Here is a 16943-nt window from a genome sequence, read left to right on the forward strand (position 1 = left end):
CGACGGCGGTGGCCGACAGCCACCGCCTGATGCGGGCTCAGCATAGAGGGGCACGCGCTCGGGCGCACCCGGTTATTTTCCGCTCAGCCGAAGTCGAGGACGACCTTGCCGATCGCCTCCCCGGAGCGCAACCGGCCCACCGCTTCCTCCAGCGCCTCCGGCGGGTGGCGCTCGATCGACATCGTCAGGTTTCCCGCCGTCAGGTCGGCCAGCAGCCGCTTCGCGTCGGCGGCGACCTCCGCGCCCCGCGACATGAGGTTGACGGGCTGGAGGGTGACGTCGGCGAGCAGGAAGTCCGCGAGATCCACGGTGAACTCCCGGCCCGCGGTGTAGCCGACGAGCGCGGCGCGTCCGCGTGGGCGGACGAGTCGCAGCGCGCCCTTCAGCACGGGGCCGCCCACGGTGTCGATGAGTACGTCGACCGGTCCGCCTACCGCCTCGGCGGACAGCTCGGCCGCCAGGACGGGTGTGGCGGGTGCCGGGACGTGGCCGAGCTTGGTGGCGCGTCCGACGACACCGACCACCTCGGCTCCGGCCCGCGCCGCCACCTGCACCGCCAGCGCGCCGACCGCGCCCGCCGCCCCGGTCACCAGGACGCGCTCCCCGGGCCGGACGCCGGCGACCGCGTGCACGGCGGCCCAGGCCGTACCCGCCGGGGAGAAGTAGCCGCAGGCGAGTGCGGGGTCCGTGCCCTCGGGCACCGGTTCGACGGCGGCGTCCGGCACCAGGACGTGATCGGCCCAGCAGCCGTCCCGCCGCAGACCGAGACCCTGGCCGCCGACGCGCACGGGGCTGCCCTCGGGAAGGGTGTCCGAGGCGAGGACGACACCGGCTCCCGTGGTGCCCGGGACCGTGGGCAGCTCCGGCAGGATGCCGAACTCGCCGTCGATGACGTTGAGGTCGAGGTGGGCCAGCTGCGCCGCCTGGATCCGTACCAGGGTGTGCCCGGGCCGCGACTCGGGCACCGCCCCGGCCACCAGCCGGGGCAGCGCGCCGAACCGGTCCAGGACCAGGGCGCGGGCTGACGTACCGCTCACAGTTTCACTCCGTATCGGCGCAGGACTCGGGACGCGACGATACGCAGGACGCGGTCGAAGACGAACCCGAGGATGCCCAGGGTGATGATGCCGACGAAGACCCAGTCGATCCGCCCGTAGTTGCGGGAGGTCCAGATCAGCGCCCCGAGGCCCACCTGCGCGGCGACGATCTCGGCGGAGACGATGGTCAGGAAGCTGTTGCCCATGGCCAGCCGGGCGCCGGTGACGATGTACGGGACCGTCGACGGAAGCACGATCCCCAGCAGGATCTGCCGTCTGCTCGCGCCCAGGCTGGCGGCCGCGCGCAGCTTCGACTCGTTGACCGCCATCACCCCGGCGCTCGTGTTCAGGGTGACGATGAAGACGGCCGTGTAGAAGATCAGGACCACCTTCGAGGACTCGCCGATGCCCAGCCACACGACCACCAGGGTCACGAAGGCGACCGGTGGGATGAACCGGAAGAACTCGATGTAGGGCTCCAGGAGTTGCCGCACGACCCTGCTCTGTCCCACGAGCAGCCCCACCGGCACCCCGACCAGGAGGCCGAGTCCCCAGCCGATCAGAATTCTGCGGCCGGAGGCGATGACGGAGTTGGTCAGCGTGCCGTCCCGGGCGAGATCGGCCGCGGCCGTCAGGGTCTCCTTCGGGGAGGCGACCAGGGAGGGGCCGTAGTGCACCGCCAGTAGCTGCCAGACGGCCAGGCCCGTGAGCACGGACAGTGTGTACAGGCCGGCCGCGCGCAGCCCGCGGGCCCCGGCGCGGGCCGGGCGGCGGGTACGGGCCTTGGCGGCGGTGCCGGTGGTCACGACGGTCATCGCGGGTCCTCCTCGGTGTCGAGGCCCTGGTCGCGCAGGGCCTTGCGGACTTCCTCGCCGATGTCCTGGCGCAGCCTGCGGCGGAGTTCGACGACGGCCGGGTCCGTCTCGTCTCGGGGCCGGGGCAGATCCACCGGGTAGAGGGACTTGATCGAGGCGGCGGGGCCGGCGGTCATCACCGCGATGCGGTCGCCGAGGAGGACGGCCTCGTCGATGTCGTGGGTGACGAAGACGACGGTGCAGCCGGACGCGCGCCAGATGCGTTCCGTCTCCTCCTGGAGCACCTGCCGCGTCTGGGCGTCGAGCGCGCCGAAGGGCTCGTCCATGAGAACGACGCTCGGTTCGTTCGCCAGTACGCGGGCGATCTGGACGCGCTGCCGCATGCCTCCGCTCAGCTGCCCCGGGAAGCGGTCCGCGCAGTGCCGCAGGCCCACCAGACCCAGGTACTCGTCGGCCAGCCGCGCCTGCTGGGCCCGCGGCACACCGCGCATCCGCGGGCCGAAGGCCACGTTCTGGCGGACGGTCATCCAGTCGAAGAGCGCCTCGCTGCTCTGGAAGACCATCCCGAGCCCGGGATTTGGGCCGGTGACGGGCGCGCCCTGGGCCGTGAGACTCCCCTCGCTCACGGCGACGAACCCCGCCATGGCCGACAGCAGCGTGGACTTGCCGCAGCCGCTCGGACCGAGCAGACAGAGGAACTCACCGGCCGCGATGTCGAGGGAGATGCCCTGGACGGCCTGGAAGGAGCCGAACCGGATGCCCGCGTCGTCGAGGCGCAGTGCGGCGCCACGGCCGGTCACCGGATCGCCCGGTCGTCGATCGCGCTTCTCGACAGCCCTGGTCATCGGGATCCCTTCGTGTGCTGGGACAGCCATCCGCGCAGGACGGCCCGGGTCACGTCCGGCTCGGCCTCGACCTTGCCGGTGTCGCGGTAGAACTCGGCGGCCCTGGCGTAGGAGTCGAGGTCCTTGTCGGTGATGTCGCGTGCGCCGAAGTCGATTTCCCTGATCGCGGCAGCGGTCTGGGCGGCCGGGATCTTCACGGCCTTCTGAGTCGCCCGCGCGGCCGCGTCCGGGTCGCTCTCGGTTTCCGCGGCGGCCTCCTGCAACGCCTTGGCGACCTTGGCCGCGGTCGGTGTGTTGCTCTTGAGCCAGGTGTCGGTGGAGAGCAGCCAGTGGGAGTACGTCACGCCGTAGTCGCCGGTCGTCTCCAGGACCTTCTCGCCCAGCTCGGCGCCCTTCTTGGGCCAGGGCTCCCACAGTACGTAGGCGTCGGCGTCGCCCTTCTGCGTCAGCGCGGGGATCTCGGGGGGATCGGCGGTGATGAACTCGACCGACTTGGTGGAGATGCCCTTCGACTCCAGGAAGCGCGTGGCCGCGTACTCGGAGAGGCCGGGCACGACGGCCATCTTCTTGATCTGCGAGGCGCTCTTCACCTTGGGGCCGAGGACCACCTTGAGGTAGCTGCCCGACTGCTCATAGACGAGCAGGGACCTGAGTCTGGGCCCCTGCGGAAGCACACCGATGGTGGTGGTGTCCGAATTGCCCGCCATCTGTACCTGGCCCGCGTTGAGGGCGTCGACGCCGTCGCCGCCCTTGCCGAACTGGACGAGCTGGACCTTCACCCCGTGCTTCGCCCACAGTCCCTTGGCGTCCGCCAGGAAGAACGGGGTGAAGGACGGGTCGATGCCGACAGCGATGCGGACCGTCGGGCCGGAGCCCCCGCCGCCGGAGCCGGCGGCGGAGTCGGTGGTCCCGGCGCCGCACGCCGTCAGGCCGAGCAGCGCGGCGGTGAGAAGGGCGGAGCCTGCGAGAGGTTGTCTCGGACTGAACGGTGTCTGCATGAGCACCTCGAAGGTTGATGCATGGACTGCAGGTCGTCGGGGTGCGGGCCCGCGAGTTGCCGAACCGTAGACCGCCTGTCGGTCGCGCCGCACCGTCGGGGGTCCGCTGAGCGGGACGTCAGCCGGCGTGTTTCTCGTACCAGCCCCGCAGCAGCGTCGTGTCCAGGTCCGGCGCCTTCTTGATCAGTCCCTGCTGGGTGAGGAAGTCGGCGATCCGGCGGGACGAGGCGACATCGGCGGCGGTCAGGCCACGGCTGCGGAAGGTGATGTCGCCCAGCGCCTTTCTGGTCTGCGCGACCGGCAGCTTGACCTGCTTGTTGGTCGCTTCCGCCGCCGCCTGCGGGTCGGCCGTGACCAGCTTGTCCGCCTCGGCCACCACCTTGAAGACCTTGCCCGCCACGGACTCGTGGTCCTTGAGCCAGCTCTGGTCGGCCAGCAGCCACTGCTGGTAGGTCACGCCGAAGTCCCCGCTGCGCCCGGCGAGGTGTCCCCCCGCCGCGACACCCCTGCTCACCCACGGGTCGAAGAGGACATAGCCGTCGACGTAGCCCCGCTGGAGCACGCCGGGAATCTCCGGCGGCGCGCTCAGCTTGATTTTCACGGACTTCGGATCGACGCCGTTGTGGCGCAGGTATTCGTGGGTCGCGTACAGGCCGAGGCCCTGGATCGACGCCATGGTCCGGATCCGCTTCGGGGTGTCGATTCCCTTGCGGAGTACGACCTTGAGGTAGCGGTCGGAGTACTGGAAGGCGCCCAGGGCCCGCAGGTCGGGGTTGCTCACCATCTGCGGCAGGGCGGTGGCGTCCGCGTTGGCCGAGATCTGGGCGGTGCCGGCGGTCACCGCCTCGGCGGCGGCCGGGCCGCCCTCGACCTTCATGAGCTGGACGTCGAGGCCCGCCTTGGCGAACATCCCGCGCTCCTCGGCCAGATAGAACGGGGCGTAGGAGGCGTCGACGCCGAGGGCGATGCGGACGACGGGTCCGCCCGCCGACCCCGAACCGTCGGAGTCCACCGTTCCCGCCATACAGGCGGACGACATCAGGAGGGCGAGGAGGGCGGCCGGAAGCCGCCCCGTTCCGAGGTGCAACCGGGCCATGAGATATGTCCTCCTCATGCTGAGCCATCGTGGTCCCGGTACGTTCCCACCCCCCGGTCCGGCTCCCAAAGGGGCGCGTCCCGGTGGGCGGACCGGTTCCGTTGGGCCAGGTCACGGCCCTGCCTACCCTCCGCGGGCATGAGCGCTATCACTGATGGGCCAAGCACACCCCTGCGCGTGGGCGTCCGGGTCCCGCCCTGCGACCGGGCGGACCGGGTACTCGACAGCGTCCGCGAGGCCGAGCGGCTGGGCTTCGACGCCGTGTGGTTTCCGGACTCCCAGCTGCTGTGGCGGGATGTGTTCACCACCCTCACCGCCGCCGCGCTGGGCACCGAACGCATCGGACTCGGGACCGCGGTGACCAACCTGGCAACCCGCCACCCCGCGGTCGTCGCGTCCGCGGCGCGCAGCGTGGCCGAGCTCGCGCCGGGCAGATTCGTCCTCGGCCTCGGCGTGGGGAACAGCTCCGTCGGCCCGGTCGGTCTGCGGCAGACCACCACCGCCGCCATGCGGGAGGGGCTCGCCATGCTCCGGGCCCTGCTGGACGGCCGGGAGTGGGACTTCGAGGGGAAGGTCCGCTCCCGGCTGCGCGACCCCCGTCCCGAGGTGCCGATCCATCTGGCGGCGAGCGGGCCGAAGAATCTGCGTCTCGCCGGTGAGGTCGCCGACGGCGTCATCCTCCTCAGCGGCGTCTCGCCCCGCACCCTGGCCGGCGCCACCGCCCGGGTACGGGAGGGCGCGCGGGCCGCGGGCCGGGCGGCGGACACGATTCCGCTCACCGTCTCCGCCTTCTGCGCCGTGACCGACGACATCGAGGCGGAGGCCCGGAAGCTCAAGCCGATCTGTGCCTCGATCGCCCAGAACGGCGGTGCGCCCTTCCTCGCGCTGGCCGGGATCGAGGTCGAGGTGCCGAAGACCGTCGAGGGCGTCTATCCGGACCTGGTCCACGCCGAGGACTGGGACGCCGCCGTCGATCTGTGCTCAGCGTGGATCAGCGATGCGGCGGCGCTGCGGTTCGCGGAGGAGTTCTGTCTGATCGGTTCCGCGGCGCACATCGCGGAGCGGCTGCGCGGCCTGCGGGCCGGCGGTGTCACCGGAGTCTTCCTCCAGCATGTGGGCTCCTACGACCCGCCGACCGAGCTGATCGAGGCGGTCGGCTCCGCGGTGCTGCCGACGCTCTCCCGCTGAGCCCCCCGTGCCCTCGCGACCCGCCCCCGCACCGGGCCGACCCCACCGGAATCCACCGGTGGGGTCGGCCCGTGGGGGGCGGGCGTCACTTCAGACCGATATGGGCACCCGGTCCGAGGGGCAGGTCGAAGCCGTAGAAGATCGCGACGATCATCAGCCACACCACGAGGAACGGCACGACGAAGATCGACAGCCGGGCGATAAGGGTGCCGAGGCGGGCCTCGGGCTCGTAGTTGCGCAGCAGCGCGAGCATCAGGAACAGGTAGGGATTCATCGGCGTGATGATTCCGGTGGCCGAATCCCCGATGCGGAACGCGGCCTGGCTGAGGGCCGGACTCATGCCCAGGAGCGCGAACGCCGGGACGAACACGGGCCCGACCAGCGCCCACAGGGCGGATCCGGAGACGATGAAGAGGTTGAGCACGGACGCCATGAGCACGAACGCGACGAGGGCCCAGTAGCCGGTCAGGCCGATGGAGTCGAGCCCCGCCGCGGCCTTCACCGCCATCAGGATCCCCACGTTGGACCAGTTGAACAGGGCGATCACCTGTGCGGCGACGAACATCAGCACGACGTAGCCGGCCATGTTCCTGACGGAGTCGGTCATGGCCGCCACCACGCCCTCCGTGTCCGTCAGCGTCTTGACCGTGAATCCGTAGGTGAGCCCGCCGAGCAGAAACGCGCCGAACAGGACGGGGACGATCCCGCTCAGCAGCGGGGACGGCACCAGGGCCCCGCCCTCGCCCCGCAGCGGGGCCCCGTCGGGCAGCCACAGTGCCAGGACCGCGCCCGCGTAGACCACGACGACCGCTCCGGTCAGCGCCAGCCCGCGGCGCTGGACCGGGGTCAGGGTGAGGTCCTGCTGCTCGGGCTCGCCCGCGGGGGCCTCGTACTCCCCGAGGCGGGGTTCGAGGACCCGGCTGATGAGCAGGCCGCCCAGCAGGCCCAGCACGATGCTGCTGGACGCGGTGAAGAAGTAGTTGACGAGCAGGTTCAGGTCGAGATGCGCGGAGGCCGGCAGGACGGAGGCCGCCTGCTGGGTGATGCCGATGTACAGGGCATCCAGCGAGCCGACGGTGAACCCCGCGGCGTAGCCCGCGGTGACGCAGGCGAAGCCGCCGATCAGGCCGGCGACGGGGTGCCGTCCGGCACTCTTGAAGACCACGGCGGCCAGCGGCGGCAGCACGATGGCGGCCGCGTCGCTCATCATGTGCGCCTGGCAGGCGACCAGGGCCACCAGATAGGGCAGGACCGCTCGCGGCGCGCGGGCCAGGGTGGCCCGCATCACGGTCTCCAGGAGCCCGGCCTTCTCGGCGAGGCCCACGGCCATGATCATGAGCAGTACGGCGGCGATGGGCGGGAACGTGGCGAAGTTGGGGACGAAGTTCTCCACCAGCCAGCGCACGCCGTCGCCCGTGAACAGCCCGCCGATCTGCTTGGTCTCGTCGGTGCCCGGGACGTCGACGGACACGTCCGCCATCGACAGCGCGGTCGAGACGACGGCCAGGAGCAGGAAGAGCCCGGTGAACAGGACGATCGGGTTGGGCAGCGCGTTGCCCGCCCGCTCGATCAGCGCCAGCGCCCGGTCGACGCCCCGTGGTTCGCCGGGGGCGTCGGGCGCGCGGTCGGGGGCCGGGAGGCCGGTCGATGACGCCATCAGCACGGCCCTCCCGTCGGGCTCTCCTGCGGCAGCAGGTCCTTGCGGACCACGCCGCCCTGGACCACACAGACGACGTTGGCGGGGTCGCCGAGGGTCCCGATGTCCGCGAGCGGATCCCCGTCGCAGACGATCAGGTCCGCGATACGGCCCGCCGTCAGGGTGCCCAGCCGGTCGTCCACGCCGAGGAGCTCGGCCGACGTACGGGTGCCGGCGACGATGGCGGCCATGGGGTCCATGCCCAGATCCACCAGGTAGGTGAGCTCCATCAGGTTCACCCCGTGCGGTCCGACGGCGGCGTCGGTGCCCATCGCGATGCGGGCGCCGCGCTCGATGGCGTGGGAGATGTTCTCCTTGGTGATGCCGGACCAGCGGATCTTCTTCTGGTAGTGGTAGTCGGGCATCGTGTCCTTGTTGATGCCCGCGTACACGGTGGACAGCGTCGGGACGACGAAGACGCCGCGCTCCCCCGCCATGTCCAGCGCGCGGTCGTCGAGCCCGTAGCCGTGCTCGATGCTGGTGACCCCGCCGCGGATGGCGTTGAGGATGCCGGCGTTGCCCTGGGCGTGCGCCGCGACGGGCTTGCCGCCGTGGCGCCGCGCCTCGTCCACGACGGCGCGGATCTCCTCCTCCAGCAGCCCCTCGTCGTCGGGCTGGTCGTAGGGGCTGCCCATGCCTCCGGTGGCGCAGACCTTCACCAGGTCCGCGCCCTCGCGCAGCACCCGGCGCACGGCGAGGCGCGCCTCGTCGGCGGTGTCGGCGATCTCGGACATGCCGGCGCTCAGATCCGTGCCGTCGGGCAGGCGTACGTCGGCGTGGCCGCCGGTGTGGCTGAGGATCCGCACGGCGGTGTGCAGCCGGGGGCCCACGATCCGTCCGGTCTCCACGGCCGTACGGTAACCCGCCGACAGACCGCCCAGGTCGCGTGCGCTGGTGATGCCCGCGTCGAGCGTCTGCCGCATGCGCGTGGCGGTGTCCAGTGTGACGAGGACCGGGTCGAGCTCGGCTCGCCGTCCGGGCGGCGAGCCGTGCGCGTACGCCAGGTGGACATGGCAGTCGAAGAAGCCGGGCAGCACGGTGCGTCCGCCGGCGTCCACGACCTGGGCCGGGGAGACGGCGTCCGGCGCTTGCGGCGCCGTCGCGGCGGCACCCGCGTAGGTGATGATCCCTTCGGCGTCGACCGTGACAACAGCGTCGTTGACGGGGGACGATCCGGTTCCGTCGATGAGTCGGGCGTTCTCGATCCGCAACGCGGTCCGGGTCGGCTCCGGGGTGATGGGGTGTGTCATGGGGCGCGGTCACTCCTCCGGTTGGGGCCAGGCGAAGGGAGTGTGGAATGCACAAGAAAACCAGGTGTCACCGTGCAGATATCTCGCGGGATCGCCCTGAGGCGCGCAGGGAAGAGCCGCCCATGGATGTGCAGGATTCTGCCGGAGTCGAGCTGGACGAGCTCGACCGCGCCGTCGTCCACGCGCTGCAGATCCATCCCCGGGCCCCGTGGACGCTGGTGGGCGAGGTGGTCGGGGTCAACCCGGTCACGGCGGCACGGCGCTGGCACCGCCTCGAGGAGTCCGGTCTGGCCTGGGTGACGGCCTATCCCCGGCTGTCCAACTCCCGGATGTGGGTGACGGCCGTGGTGGAGGTGGACACCGAGCCGGGCGTGGCCGAGGAGGTGGCGCTGGCCCTCTCGGCGGATCCCGCCGTACCGAACATCAAGCTCACCGCCGGCGGCCGGGACCTGGTGGCCTCCGTCCAGGCCAGAACCCTGGACCAGCTCTCCCGCATCACCACGGCCCTGTTCCAGAAGACGCCGGGGGTACGGGCGACGCGCACCCACGTCTCGACGGGCCTTCCGACCGAAGGCAGCCGATGGCGGCTGCGCAGCCTGGACGCGGCACAGAGCGCGCGCGTCGAGGCGGCGGCGGTCGCTTCGGCGGGCCCGCCCCCGCCCGTGGGCGAGACCCGCTGGGACGCGCTGGACGCGCACCTCCTGGAACTGCTGAGCGTGGACGGGCGCAGGTCTCTGCGCGATCTGTCGGTGGCGACCGGCACCAGCCTGACCACCGTCCGCCGCAGGCTGCAATCGCTGCTCGCCTCCCGGCTGAGCCTGCGCTGCGATCTGGCCCGTCCGCTGTCGGGGTGGCCGCTGTCGGCCGTGTACTTCGCCTCCGTGCCGGGCCAGTATCTGGAAGAGACCAGCCGGGTGCTGTCGAACGTGCGCGAGGTCCGCTCGTGCGCCATCACGGCGGGCCCGCACAACCTCGTGGTCGACGTCTGGCTGCGCGCTCTGGGTGATGTGCATACCTTTGAAGCACATCTGTCCCGGCACCTGCCCCGTCTCGTCATCACCGACCGTTCGGTCGTGCTGCGGACCATCAAACACATGGGGCGGATGCTCGACGACGACGGCCGGTGCAGGGACGTCGTGCCCCTCCGGTACCCGGAAGAGCAGGACCGGGAGAGCGGGCGGGCGGCCCGCGTAAGATCGCTAGGATGACGGGCGTCACCCCGTGTCGCACGTCCTGCGATAGGGCTTCTCCGGGATCAACTGCTTCCACTCCTCGCGGGTCAGATCGCGGGAGAGCGCCGTGCACAGTTGCGTCGCGGTGCGCCCAGGGCCGGTGTTCCACAGCCACGGTGCGGTCGTCCCCCGTGGTGGCCAGCGTGCGGCCGTCGGGGCTGGTCGAGGGCGCCGTCGCGCGCCGCCCACTCGCGCGCCACCGCCAGCCTCGTCCCCCGGTACAGCGCACCCGTGTCGCGCCGCAGCTCCTCCCAGGTGCGCGCGGCCTCGGTCAGCTGCCGGTGCAGACGCAGCCGCTCCCGGTCCTCCGCCACCCAGCCGCGCAGCCTCGGCCACGCCGTGATCAGGGCCTCATGGGCCAGCTCGACCGTGTCCTTGTGCAGGGTGATCAGCCGGGCGCGGGCCAGCCGGTCCAGGACGGCGGTGGTGTCGGCGGGGTCGCCCCAGTCGAGTTCGGCGCGGTCGGCGCCGCGGCGGGTGTCCTGCGCCCCCTCCCCCGGTGTGATCAGCCGGAGCAGGACACGGCGGGCGAGCACCGCCCGGGCGGGGGTGAGGCGGGCGTGGACGTCCTCGGCGGTACGGGCGACGGCCCCGCGCACCCCGCCGACCGCGTCGTACGCGGTCTCCGTCAGCGTCCGGCCCTTGCGCCGCCGCCAGGCCTCCAGCAGGACGTGGGACAGCAGCGGCAGCCCGCCCGGCTCGCCGGTGACCTCGGCCATCAGGCGTGCGGTCAGGGAGCGTTCGACGACCAGGCCCGCCGCCGTGGCCGGTTTGACGATGACGTCGCGCAGCTCGTCCGGGGCCATCGGGCCGATGAGCAAGGTGGCGTCGCGGCAGGCCTCGGCGAGCTCGCGGTGTTCGGCACAGTGCCCGAAGAAGTCCGCCCGCACCGCGACGACGACCCGCAACCCGCTCCCGGCGCGGCGGGCGTCCAGCAGCCGGTCGAGGAACGCCGTTCGCTCGTCCGGGTCGCGGCAGAGGGTGAAGACCTCCTCGAACTGGTCGACGACGACCACCGTGTCGCCCTCGCCGCCCTTCGGCGCGAGCGCTCGGGCGTGTGTGCGGGCGGGGTGTTCGCCCGGGGCGAGGATCCGGACGGTGGCCGGCCGCTCGTACGGCTCCTCGACGCGCCGCAGTCGGGGGATCAGGCCGGCCCGCAGCAGCGAGGACTTCCCGCTGCCGGAGGCCCCGACCAGCACCACGAACCGGCGCGTACGGACCAGGCCGGCGAGGTCGTCGACGAGCCGGTCCCGGCCGAAGAACCGCTCGTGGTCCCCCGGTTCGAACCGCGCGAGGCCCTGGTAGGGCGGCTCGGCGTCGTCGTCCTCGACGGGCCGCAGCGCCATCTCCTCGGACGTCTGCCGCCAGTGCCTCTCCCACTCCTCGCGGTCCCCGTCGCACGCGGCCACATACGCGAGGGTGACCTCCAGCGAGGGCAGTTGCTCCCCGCCGGCGGCCCGCGACAGGGTCGAGACCGTGTACGGCGTCCGCCGCGCCATCGCCCGGTACGTCGGTCCGCCGGCCTCGGTCCTCAGCTTGCGCAGCGCGTACGCGAACCGCTGCACCGGGCCCGCGCCGGGATCGAGCGGCCTCTCCTGACGGCCCATGACTCCCCCTCAGGTGGCCTGCCTGAGGGGGAACGTAGGCACATGGGACGGGTGGGACAAGGGTGGTTGACGCCATCTCGCGGCGCCGTGTCCGGCCCCCGCCGACGCGTGGCGGACCGCGTCAGGCGGCCGGGGTGAACGTGGAGTGTCCGGAGCCCACCGTATAGATGGCGTAGCCGTTACGGACGCCCTCGAAGCGCGGCGCGGACGCGCCGTCCGGGCCCGCGCCATGGGCCCCCGGGGCCCGGCCGCCGGCGAGCGGAACCTCCACTTCAGCGGTGACGTTGACCGGGATGTCGACCTTGACCGCGGTGCCGTGCGCGCTGGTGTTCCAGCGGACCCCGACGGTCCCGGCCTGGGTCCACACCGTGCCCTCGGCGTGGGTCAGGTCGGTGTCGCGCGGTGGCCGGATCCGCAGCGTGGTGGCGGCCGTGCCGGTGACGTTCAGGCCGAGCAGGTCCTGCTGAAGGTCCACCAGGGCGGTCGCGCCCCACCCGTGGGAGAGGCTCTGGCCGTCGTCCGGCGCCTCCCAGGACTCCCAGGTGAAGGTGCCGCCCCGGGCGAGGATGTTGGCCCAGCCGAGCGAGGTGCGGTCGGTGAGCCGGGCCAGCACCTGGTCGTCGCGGCCGGCCCGGTGCAGGGCGGTGAGCAGCCAGTTGGCGGTCATCGGGCCCATTTGCAGCTTCAGCGAGGCGAGGTGGTCGGCGACGGTGTCCACGGTCGCCTCGGGGGCGATCCCGAAGGCGACCGCGTAGGCGTTCGCGATCTGGGAGGCGTGTGCGCTCCGGGAGCCGTCCGCCTTCAGCCCGTCGGTGTAGATGCCGTCCGGGCGGCGCAGCCGGTCGTTGACGGCCTCGGCCAGCTTCGCGGCGTCGGCGCGCAGCGCGTCACTCTCGGCCTTCGGCCGGCCGAGGGCGGCGGCCTGGTCGGCGGTGCGCCGCAGGGCGTCCACGGCGAGGATGTTGACGGTGGTGCGGACCGTGGTGTCGGTGTCGTAGCCGTAGCGGTTGGGCCAGTCGATGATGCCGTACTCGTAGGCGCCGGAGCCCCCGGCGAGCTTGGTGACCAGCCCGGTCGCGGGGTCGATGTAGCGGCGGATGTAGTCGGCGACGGCGGCCGAGGCGGGGTAGGCGGCGGCGAGCGTGGCGCGGTCGCCGGAGTTCTGGTAGTACTCCCAGACCCAGCCCGCGAACATCTCGGTGTAGTCGGGGATGTCCCGCTTGCCGTCGCCGTTGGGGTAGACGGCGTTCAGCCGGCCGTCGGGCCAGTACCGCTTCTGCGACTCGGCGAACTCCCGGATCGCCCTGGCGGTGAGCGCGCGGTCGCCCGAGCCGGCCATCAGGGCGCGGGAGATGTCCACGGAGTCGCCGAGGAACTGCCCCTTCTCCCGGGTCGGAGTGTCCAGGAACTGCTCCTGCGAGTCGTACAGCGCGGAGCGCCGCATCAGCTCGGCCACCGCGTCCAGGGTGGGGTCGGAGCTGCGGAAGGTGGCGGTGCGGGCCGGGTCGGCGTCGGTGTGCTGGACCACGGCGGCGATCGACGACGCGCTCAGCGGCTCACCGGGGTCGTCGATCTGCAGATAGCGGAACCCCTCGTAGGTGTAGGCCTGGAAACTCTGCGCGCCGTCGTGCTGGATGTACTGGTACGACAGGTCGGTCTTCTGGTTGTCGTGGGCGGAGTCGGACACGGTGCCGTCCGCGTTGCGCACATACCCCGCCCGCATGTCGATCGTCCGGCCGGAGACGCCGTGGGCGAACCGCACCCGTGGCACCGCTGGGATGATCTTGCCGAAGTCGGCGACCATCGCGCCCGAGGCGAGCCGGGTCACCGCGACCGGGCGCACCGTCCGGTAGGCCAGCCGCGTCTGCTGGCCGCGCAGATGGGCGAAGACCCCGGCCGGGTGCGCGCCGACCACCTGCGGCGACTGCCAGGAGGCGGCGTCGAAGCCGGGCCGGTTCCAGCCCTGCTGGCGCTGGGCGATCCGGCCGTCGACGCCCTCGATGTAGTCACGGCCGTCGTTGTTGCGGTAGGGCATGGACAGCCACGGGCCGCGCGCGACGCGCCAGCTGCCGTCGGACACCACCACCTGCCGGGAGCCGTCGGCGTGTTCGACGACCAGCCGGGCCAGCAGTCCCGGCTCGCCGGCGGGGCGCCCCTGGCCCGGGCCGTACCAGTGGGCCAGCACGCCGATCGCGGCCGGGCGGCCCGCCTTCAGGTCCCGGGTCACATCGCTCGCCTGGTAGTAGCCCTCGTCGGGGTACGCGTAGGCGGCGCCCCGGTCCACCAGCCGGCCGTTGACGTACGCCCGGTACTGCTGGGACGCCGCTACGTAGAGCCGGGCGCGCACCACGGGGCTCGCGCCGACGCTGAACTCCTTGCGGGCCAGGGTGTAGTCGTCCTTGTCGTCCGTGGTGCGCCGGATCCAGCTCGCCTGCCACTGGGCGTCGGAGATGCCGGTGTCGAAGGCGGCCCGCGGGGCCCATGGCGAGGCGGCGCCGGTCCGGTCCCAGGTGCGCACGGTCCAGCTGTAGCCGGCACCGGCGGCCAGCTCCGGCCCGTCGTAGGCCACATAGGCCTGCCGGGCTGAGGCGACCTTGCCGCTGTCCCACACCTGGCGGGAGCCGCCCGGCCCGGCGCCGGTCCGGGTCACCCGGATCCGGTACGCGGCCTGGGTCTCCCCGGGGTCGACGTCGCGCGGCCGCCACCCGAACAGCGGGGCGCCCTCGACGTCGAGCGGCCGGGCGCGGTCGCCGACGGTGAGGTCCGCGGGGGCGAGGGGGGCGTGGCCACCGCGTGGTCCGGCGGCCACCGCATGGCCCGGGGCGGCCGCCGACACCACCGGGAGCAGGGCGGCGGCCAGCAGGACGCCGATCCGCCGCAGGCCGCTTCCGGTCTCCCGGCGTCTGGGGACTCTCCGTGTCGCCTTTGACAAGGTCGCCAATGCCGTCAACGTCGCCTCCGCGATTGAATCGATTCAACAGCGGGGATCATTCTTCCAGCGGGGATATGCGGATGAGAACCCTCCGGCACCCGGAAATCTGTCAGGTGCAGCTCAGGGCGCTCAGGGCCAGGTGCGGCTCAGGGACGTACGGTGGGCTCGATCGTGAGCCGTTCGACCGGCTCCGCCGGGCCCTGGGCACGGCGGGTGAAGCGCATCGCGACACACGCGCCCGCGTACAGCCCGGCGACCACGAGAAGCAGCGCATGGTAGCCGGTGACGAGGGCGAGGTATTCGAGCGTGCCGCCGGTGAGGGCGCCCAAAAGGTTCGCTCCGAAGGCGGCCGTCGGGTCGGAGGCCGCCGCCAGGCGGTCGGAGAAGATGAGATTGGCGCAGAAGATCGGGGCGAAGGCCAGGGCGATCGCCGCGGCCAGGCGCGCCGCGAAGGGCAGCCCGAGCACCAGGTGGGTCGGGACGAGCCAGGACACGGCCAGGGTGGCGAACAGCAGCAGCTGCAGAACGGCCTGGTTGACGCGGCGCATCCGGCGCCGGGTCTCGACGGCGCCGAGGACGGCCAGCATGACGCCGGCGAAGACGATGGCGTTGACCAGCCAGGTGGTGCCGAAGTAGAGGGCGAACCCGATCACGTTCTTGGTCTCGAGCAACATGAAGGCGGCGCCGAGCAGGAACATGTCGGCGTACCTGACGGTGCGCCGGACCCGGACCCCGGTCAGCCGCACCGACACCACGGTCACCAGCAGGATCGCGCCCAGCACCCCGAGGTAGAGGGAGGGGATGGTGCGGTGCAGCAGGTACGGGAAGGGGTGGTCGTCGGTGGCGGCCGCGGGCACCGGGCCCGAGGCCCGCCAGGCGGTGGCGCACCGCTGGTCGCCCGGGGTGACACCGGCGACGAGGATGGCGGCCTTCTTGCCGCCGTAGCGGGTGATGCAGGGCGCGTGTCCGAAGACGCTGGTGAGGGTGGAGCCGTAGCGGTCGATGAGCCAGTTCTGCCGGTAGTAGTTGTACATCGCGAACGCGCCGCCGGGAGCCAGGTGGCGGTGCGCCGCCTGGAACGCCTGCCGGGTGAACAGATAGCTCTCCAGACGGAGGTTGCTGGCGCCGGACACCAGGGTCAGGGAGTCCGGCAGCGCGAGGACCACCAGGTCGTAGCGCCCGTCCGTGCGCTCCAGGAAGGCCCGCCCGTCGTCGATGTGGACATGCACCCGGGGGTCGTCGTAGGGCCGGGCGGGGTGCAGGTCGGCGCCGATCTGCCGGAGCCTGGGGTCGATCTCGACGGCGTCCACCCGCCGGGCGCCGTGGGCGAGCGCCACGGCGACGTCATTGCCGTTGCCGGCGCCGATGACCAGGACACGGCGGTGCGGATTGGCCGGGGTCTCCCGGTAGGGCTCCTCGTACGGGGAGTCGGCGCGCCGCAGCACCTTCAGCGGTGCGATGCTCTGGTGCGGAACCCCATTGGCGGAGATCTTGTAGTCCCGGCTGCCCGAGGTCGCACGCTTGAGCTCGATCTTGTAATACGGGGACCAGGAGATGCCGCTCGCCAGCGACTCCAGCGTCAGCGCCGCCACCACCACGGCCAGCGGCACCGCGTACCGGACGGTGTTACGGCGCCCGCCCAGCGCCAGCAGCGCCATCGCGGCGAGGACCCCCCACACCACCGACGGGGCGCGCAGCCAGGACAGCGCGGCGAACGAGAGCGAGCCGGCCAGCGAGCCCAGCAGGTCATAGCGGTAGGCGTCCAGCGACGGCAGCTGCCGGAACAGGTCCGCCGTCATCTTGCCGATCGCCATCATGATGAGCGCGGCGAGGCCGAACAGGACGGGGAGGGTCACCCACTGGGGCAGTCCGGTGGTCTTCACGGCCGTGAAGTAGATGACCTCGCCGCTGGTCTGCCGCACCTGTACGGGGAACTCCCGCACCAGGACCACGAGGAGGGCGAGCGGCACGGGCGCCCAGCGGGTGAGCCACTGCCCGCGCCCGGCCGGGATCAGGAACCCCAGGCCGATCCCGAGGAACGAGCCCAGCAGGATGAAGTTCGAGAAGTAACTCAGGTGGACGATGTTGGCGCCGGTCCACCTGATCAGCGCCAGCTCCACGAAGAGCATGGTGGCGCTGGCGAGCACCAGCCTCGGGCGCAGGTTCCGCGTTCGAGCGCTGTGGTCCATGTCTGGACGGTGTCATCTGAGCAGGGGCAGGTCGAGCACCCCCGGCGGCACATGCGCC

The 16943-nt window shown here is 72.2% G+C and carries 11 protein-coding genes and 1 pseudogene; 2 read left to right on the top strand and 10 right to left on the bottom strand.

What is annotated here, in order from left to right:
* Positions 1 to 83 precede the first annotated feature (83 nt).
* The 5 genes from ACWY4P_RS13240 to ACWY4P_RS13260 all read right to left on the bottom strand — a co-directional run bounded on the left by ACWY4P_RS13240 (position 84) and on the right by ACWY4P_RS13260 (position 4791).
* Positions 84 to 1037, bottom strand: coding sequence for a quinone oxidoreductase family protein (locus ACWY4P_RS13240; protein WP_456210741.1), 954 nt, complete (start codon positions 1035 to 1037; stop codon positions 84 to 86).
* Positions 1034 to 1852 carry an ABC transporter permease gene (locus tag ACWY4P_RS13245; protein WP_456210742.1) on the bottom strand — a complete coding sequence of 273 codons (819 nt, stop codon included), beginning with the start codon at positions 1850 to 1852 and terminating at the stop codon, positions 1034 to 1036. The genes ACWY4P_RS13240 and ACWY4P_RS13245 overlap by 4 nt, the downstream gene beginning before the upstream one ends.
* The gene (locus ACWY4P_RS13250; RefSeq protein ID WP_456210743.1) at positions 1849 to 2697 is read right to left on the bottom strand and encodes an ABC transporter ATP-binding protein; all 849 of its coding nucleotides are present in this window, start codon (positions 2695 to 2697) and stop codon (positions 1849 to 1851) included. The genes ACWY4P_RS13245 and ACWY4P_RS13250 overlap by 4 nt, the downstream gene beginning before the upstream one ends.
* Positions 2694 to 3695 carry an ABC transporter substrate-binding protein gene (locus ACWY4P_RS13255; protein WP_456210744.1) on the bottom strand — a complete coding sequence of 334 codons (1002 nt, stop codon included), beginning with the start codon at positions 3693 to 3695 and terminating at the stop codon, positions 2694 to 2696. Before ACWY4P_RS13255 ends, ACWY4P_RS13250 begins: the two co-directional genes overlap by 4 nt.
* 118 nt (positions 3696 to 3813) lie before the next feature.
* On the bottom strand, positions 3814 to 4791 hold the full coding sequence (locus tag ACWY4P_RS13260; protein ID WP_456210745.1) for an ABC transporter substrate-binding protein: 978 nt from the start codon (positions 4789 to 4791) through the stop codon (positions 3814 to 3816).
* Between the two features lie 138 nt (positions 4792 to 4929).
* On the opposite strand from ACWY4P_RS13260, the gene ACWY4P_RS13265 reads away from it, so the two are divergent.
* Positions 4930 to 5979, top strand: coding sequence for an LLM class flavin-dependent oxidoreductase (locus tag ACWY4P_RS13265; RefSeq protein WP_456210746.1), 1050 nt, complete (start codon positions 4930 to 4932; stop codon positions 5977 to 5979).
* A gap of 85 nt (positions 5980 to 6064) precedes the next feature.
* Here ACWY4P_RS13265 and ACWY4P_RS13270 read toward each other — a convergent pair whose 3' ends face one another.
* Positions 6065 to 7636, bottom strand: a complete 1572-nt coding sequence (locus tag ACWY4P_RS13270; protein ID WP_456210747.1) for an AbgT family transporter — start codon at positions 7634 to 7636, stop codon at positions 6065 to 6067.
* The gene (locus ACWY4P_RS13275; protein WP_456210748.1) at positions 7636 to 8925 is read right to left on the bottom strand and encodes an amidohydrolase family protein; all 1290 of its coding nucleotides are present in this window, start codon (positions 8923 to 8925) and stop codon (positions 7636 to 7638) included. Before ACWY4P_RS13275 ends, ACWY4P_RS13270 begins: the two co-directional genes overlap by 1 nt.
* A gap of 122 nt (positions 8926 to 9047) precedes the next feature.
* Here ACWY4P_RS13275 and ACWY4P_RS13280 point away from each other — a divergent pair, with 122 nt between their 5' ends.
* On the top strand, positions 9048 to 10133 hold the full coding sequence (locus ACWY4P_RS13280) for an Lrp/AsnC family transcriptional regulator (protein WP_456210749.1): 1086 nt from the start codon (positions 9048 to 9050) through the stop codon (positions 10131 to 10133).
* Positions 10134 to 10345: 212 nt separating this feature from the next.
* On the opposite strand, the pseudogene ACWY4P_RS13285 reads toward ACWY4P_RS13280, so the two are convergent.
* From ACWY4P_RS13285 to ACWY4P_RS13295, 3 genes and pseudogenes are all read right to left on the bottom strand, one after another.
* Positions 10346 to 11764: pseudogene (locus ACWY4P_RS13285) on the bottom strand (nSTAND1 domain-containing NTPase); the annotation flags it as partial.
* Positions 11765 to 11885: 121 nt separating this feature from the next.
* Positions 11886 to 14696 carry a family 78 glycoside hydrolase catalytic domain gene (locus ACWY4P_RS13290; protein WP_456210750.1) on the bottom strand — a complete coding sequence of 937 codons (2811 nt, stop codon included), beginning with the start codon at positions 14694 to 14696 and terminating at the stop codon, positions 11886 to 11888.
* 146 nt (positions 14697 to 14842) lie between these two features.
* Entirely contained in the window at positions 14843 to 16885 is a 2043-nt protein-coding gene (locus tag ACWY4P_RS13295; protein ID WP_456210751.1) for a spermidine synthase, read from the bottom strand.
* Positions 16886 to 16943: the final 58 nt, after the last annotated feature.

The organism is Streptomyces sp. LZ34 (genome assembly GCF_053890475.1).

Excerpts from the sequence above, each read along its gene's own strand:
- ACWY4P_RS13245 (WP_456210742.1), bottom strand. The coding sequence starts at position 1,852 with ATGACCGTCGTGACCACCGGCACCGCCGCCAAGGCCCGTACCCGCCGC.
- ACWY4P_RS13250 (WP_456210743.1), bottom strand. The coding sequence starts at position 2,697 with ATGACCAGGGCTGTCGAGAAGCGCGATCGACGACCGGGCGATCCGGTG.
- ACWY4P_RS13255 (WP_456210744.1), bottom strand. The coding sequence starts at position 3,695 with ATGCAGACACCGTTCAGTCCGAGACAACCTCTCGCAGGCTCCGCCCTT.
- ACWY4P_RS13260 (WP_456210745.1), bottom strand. The coding sequence starts at position 4,791 with ATGGCCCGGTTGCACCTCGGAACGGGGCGGCTTCCGGCCGCCCTCCTC.
- ACWY4P_RS13265 (WP_456210746.1), top strand. The coding sequence starts at position 4,930 with ATGAGCGCTATCACTGATGGGCCAAGCACACCCCTGCGCGTGGGCGTC.
- ACWY4P_RS13270 (WP_456210747.1), bottom strand. The coding sequence starts at position 7,636 with ATGGCGTCATCGACCGGCCTCCCGGCCCCCGACCGCGCGCCCGACGCC.
- ACWY4P_RS13275 (WP_456210748.1), bottom strand. The coding sequence starts at position 8,925 with ATGACACACCCCATCACCCCGGAGCCGACCCGGACCGCGTTGCGGATC.
- ACWY4P_RS13280 (WP_456210749.1), top strand. The coding sequence starts at position 9,048 with ATGGATGTGCAGGATTCTGCCGGAGTCGAGCTGGACGAGCTCGACCGC.
- ACWY4P_RS13295 (WP_456210751.1), bottom strand. The coding sequence starts at position 16,885 with ATGGACCACAGCGCTCGAACGCGGAACCTGCGCCCGAGGCTGGTGCTC.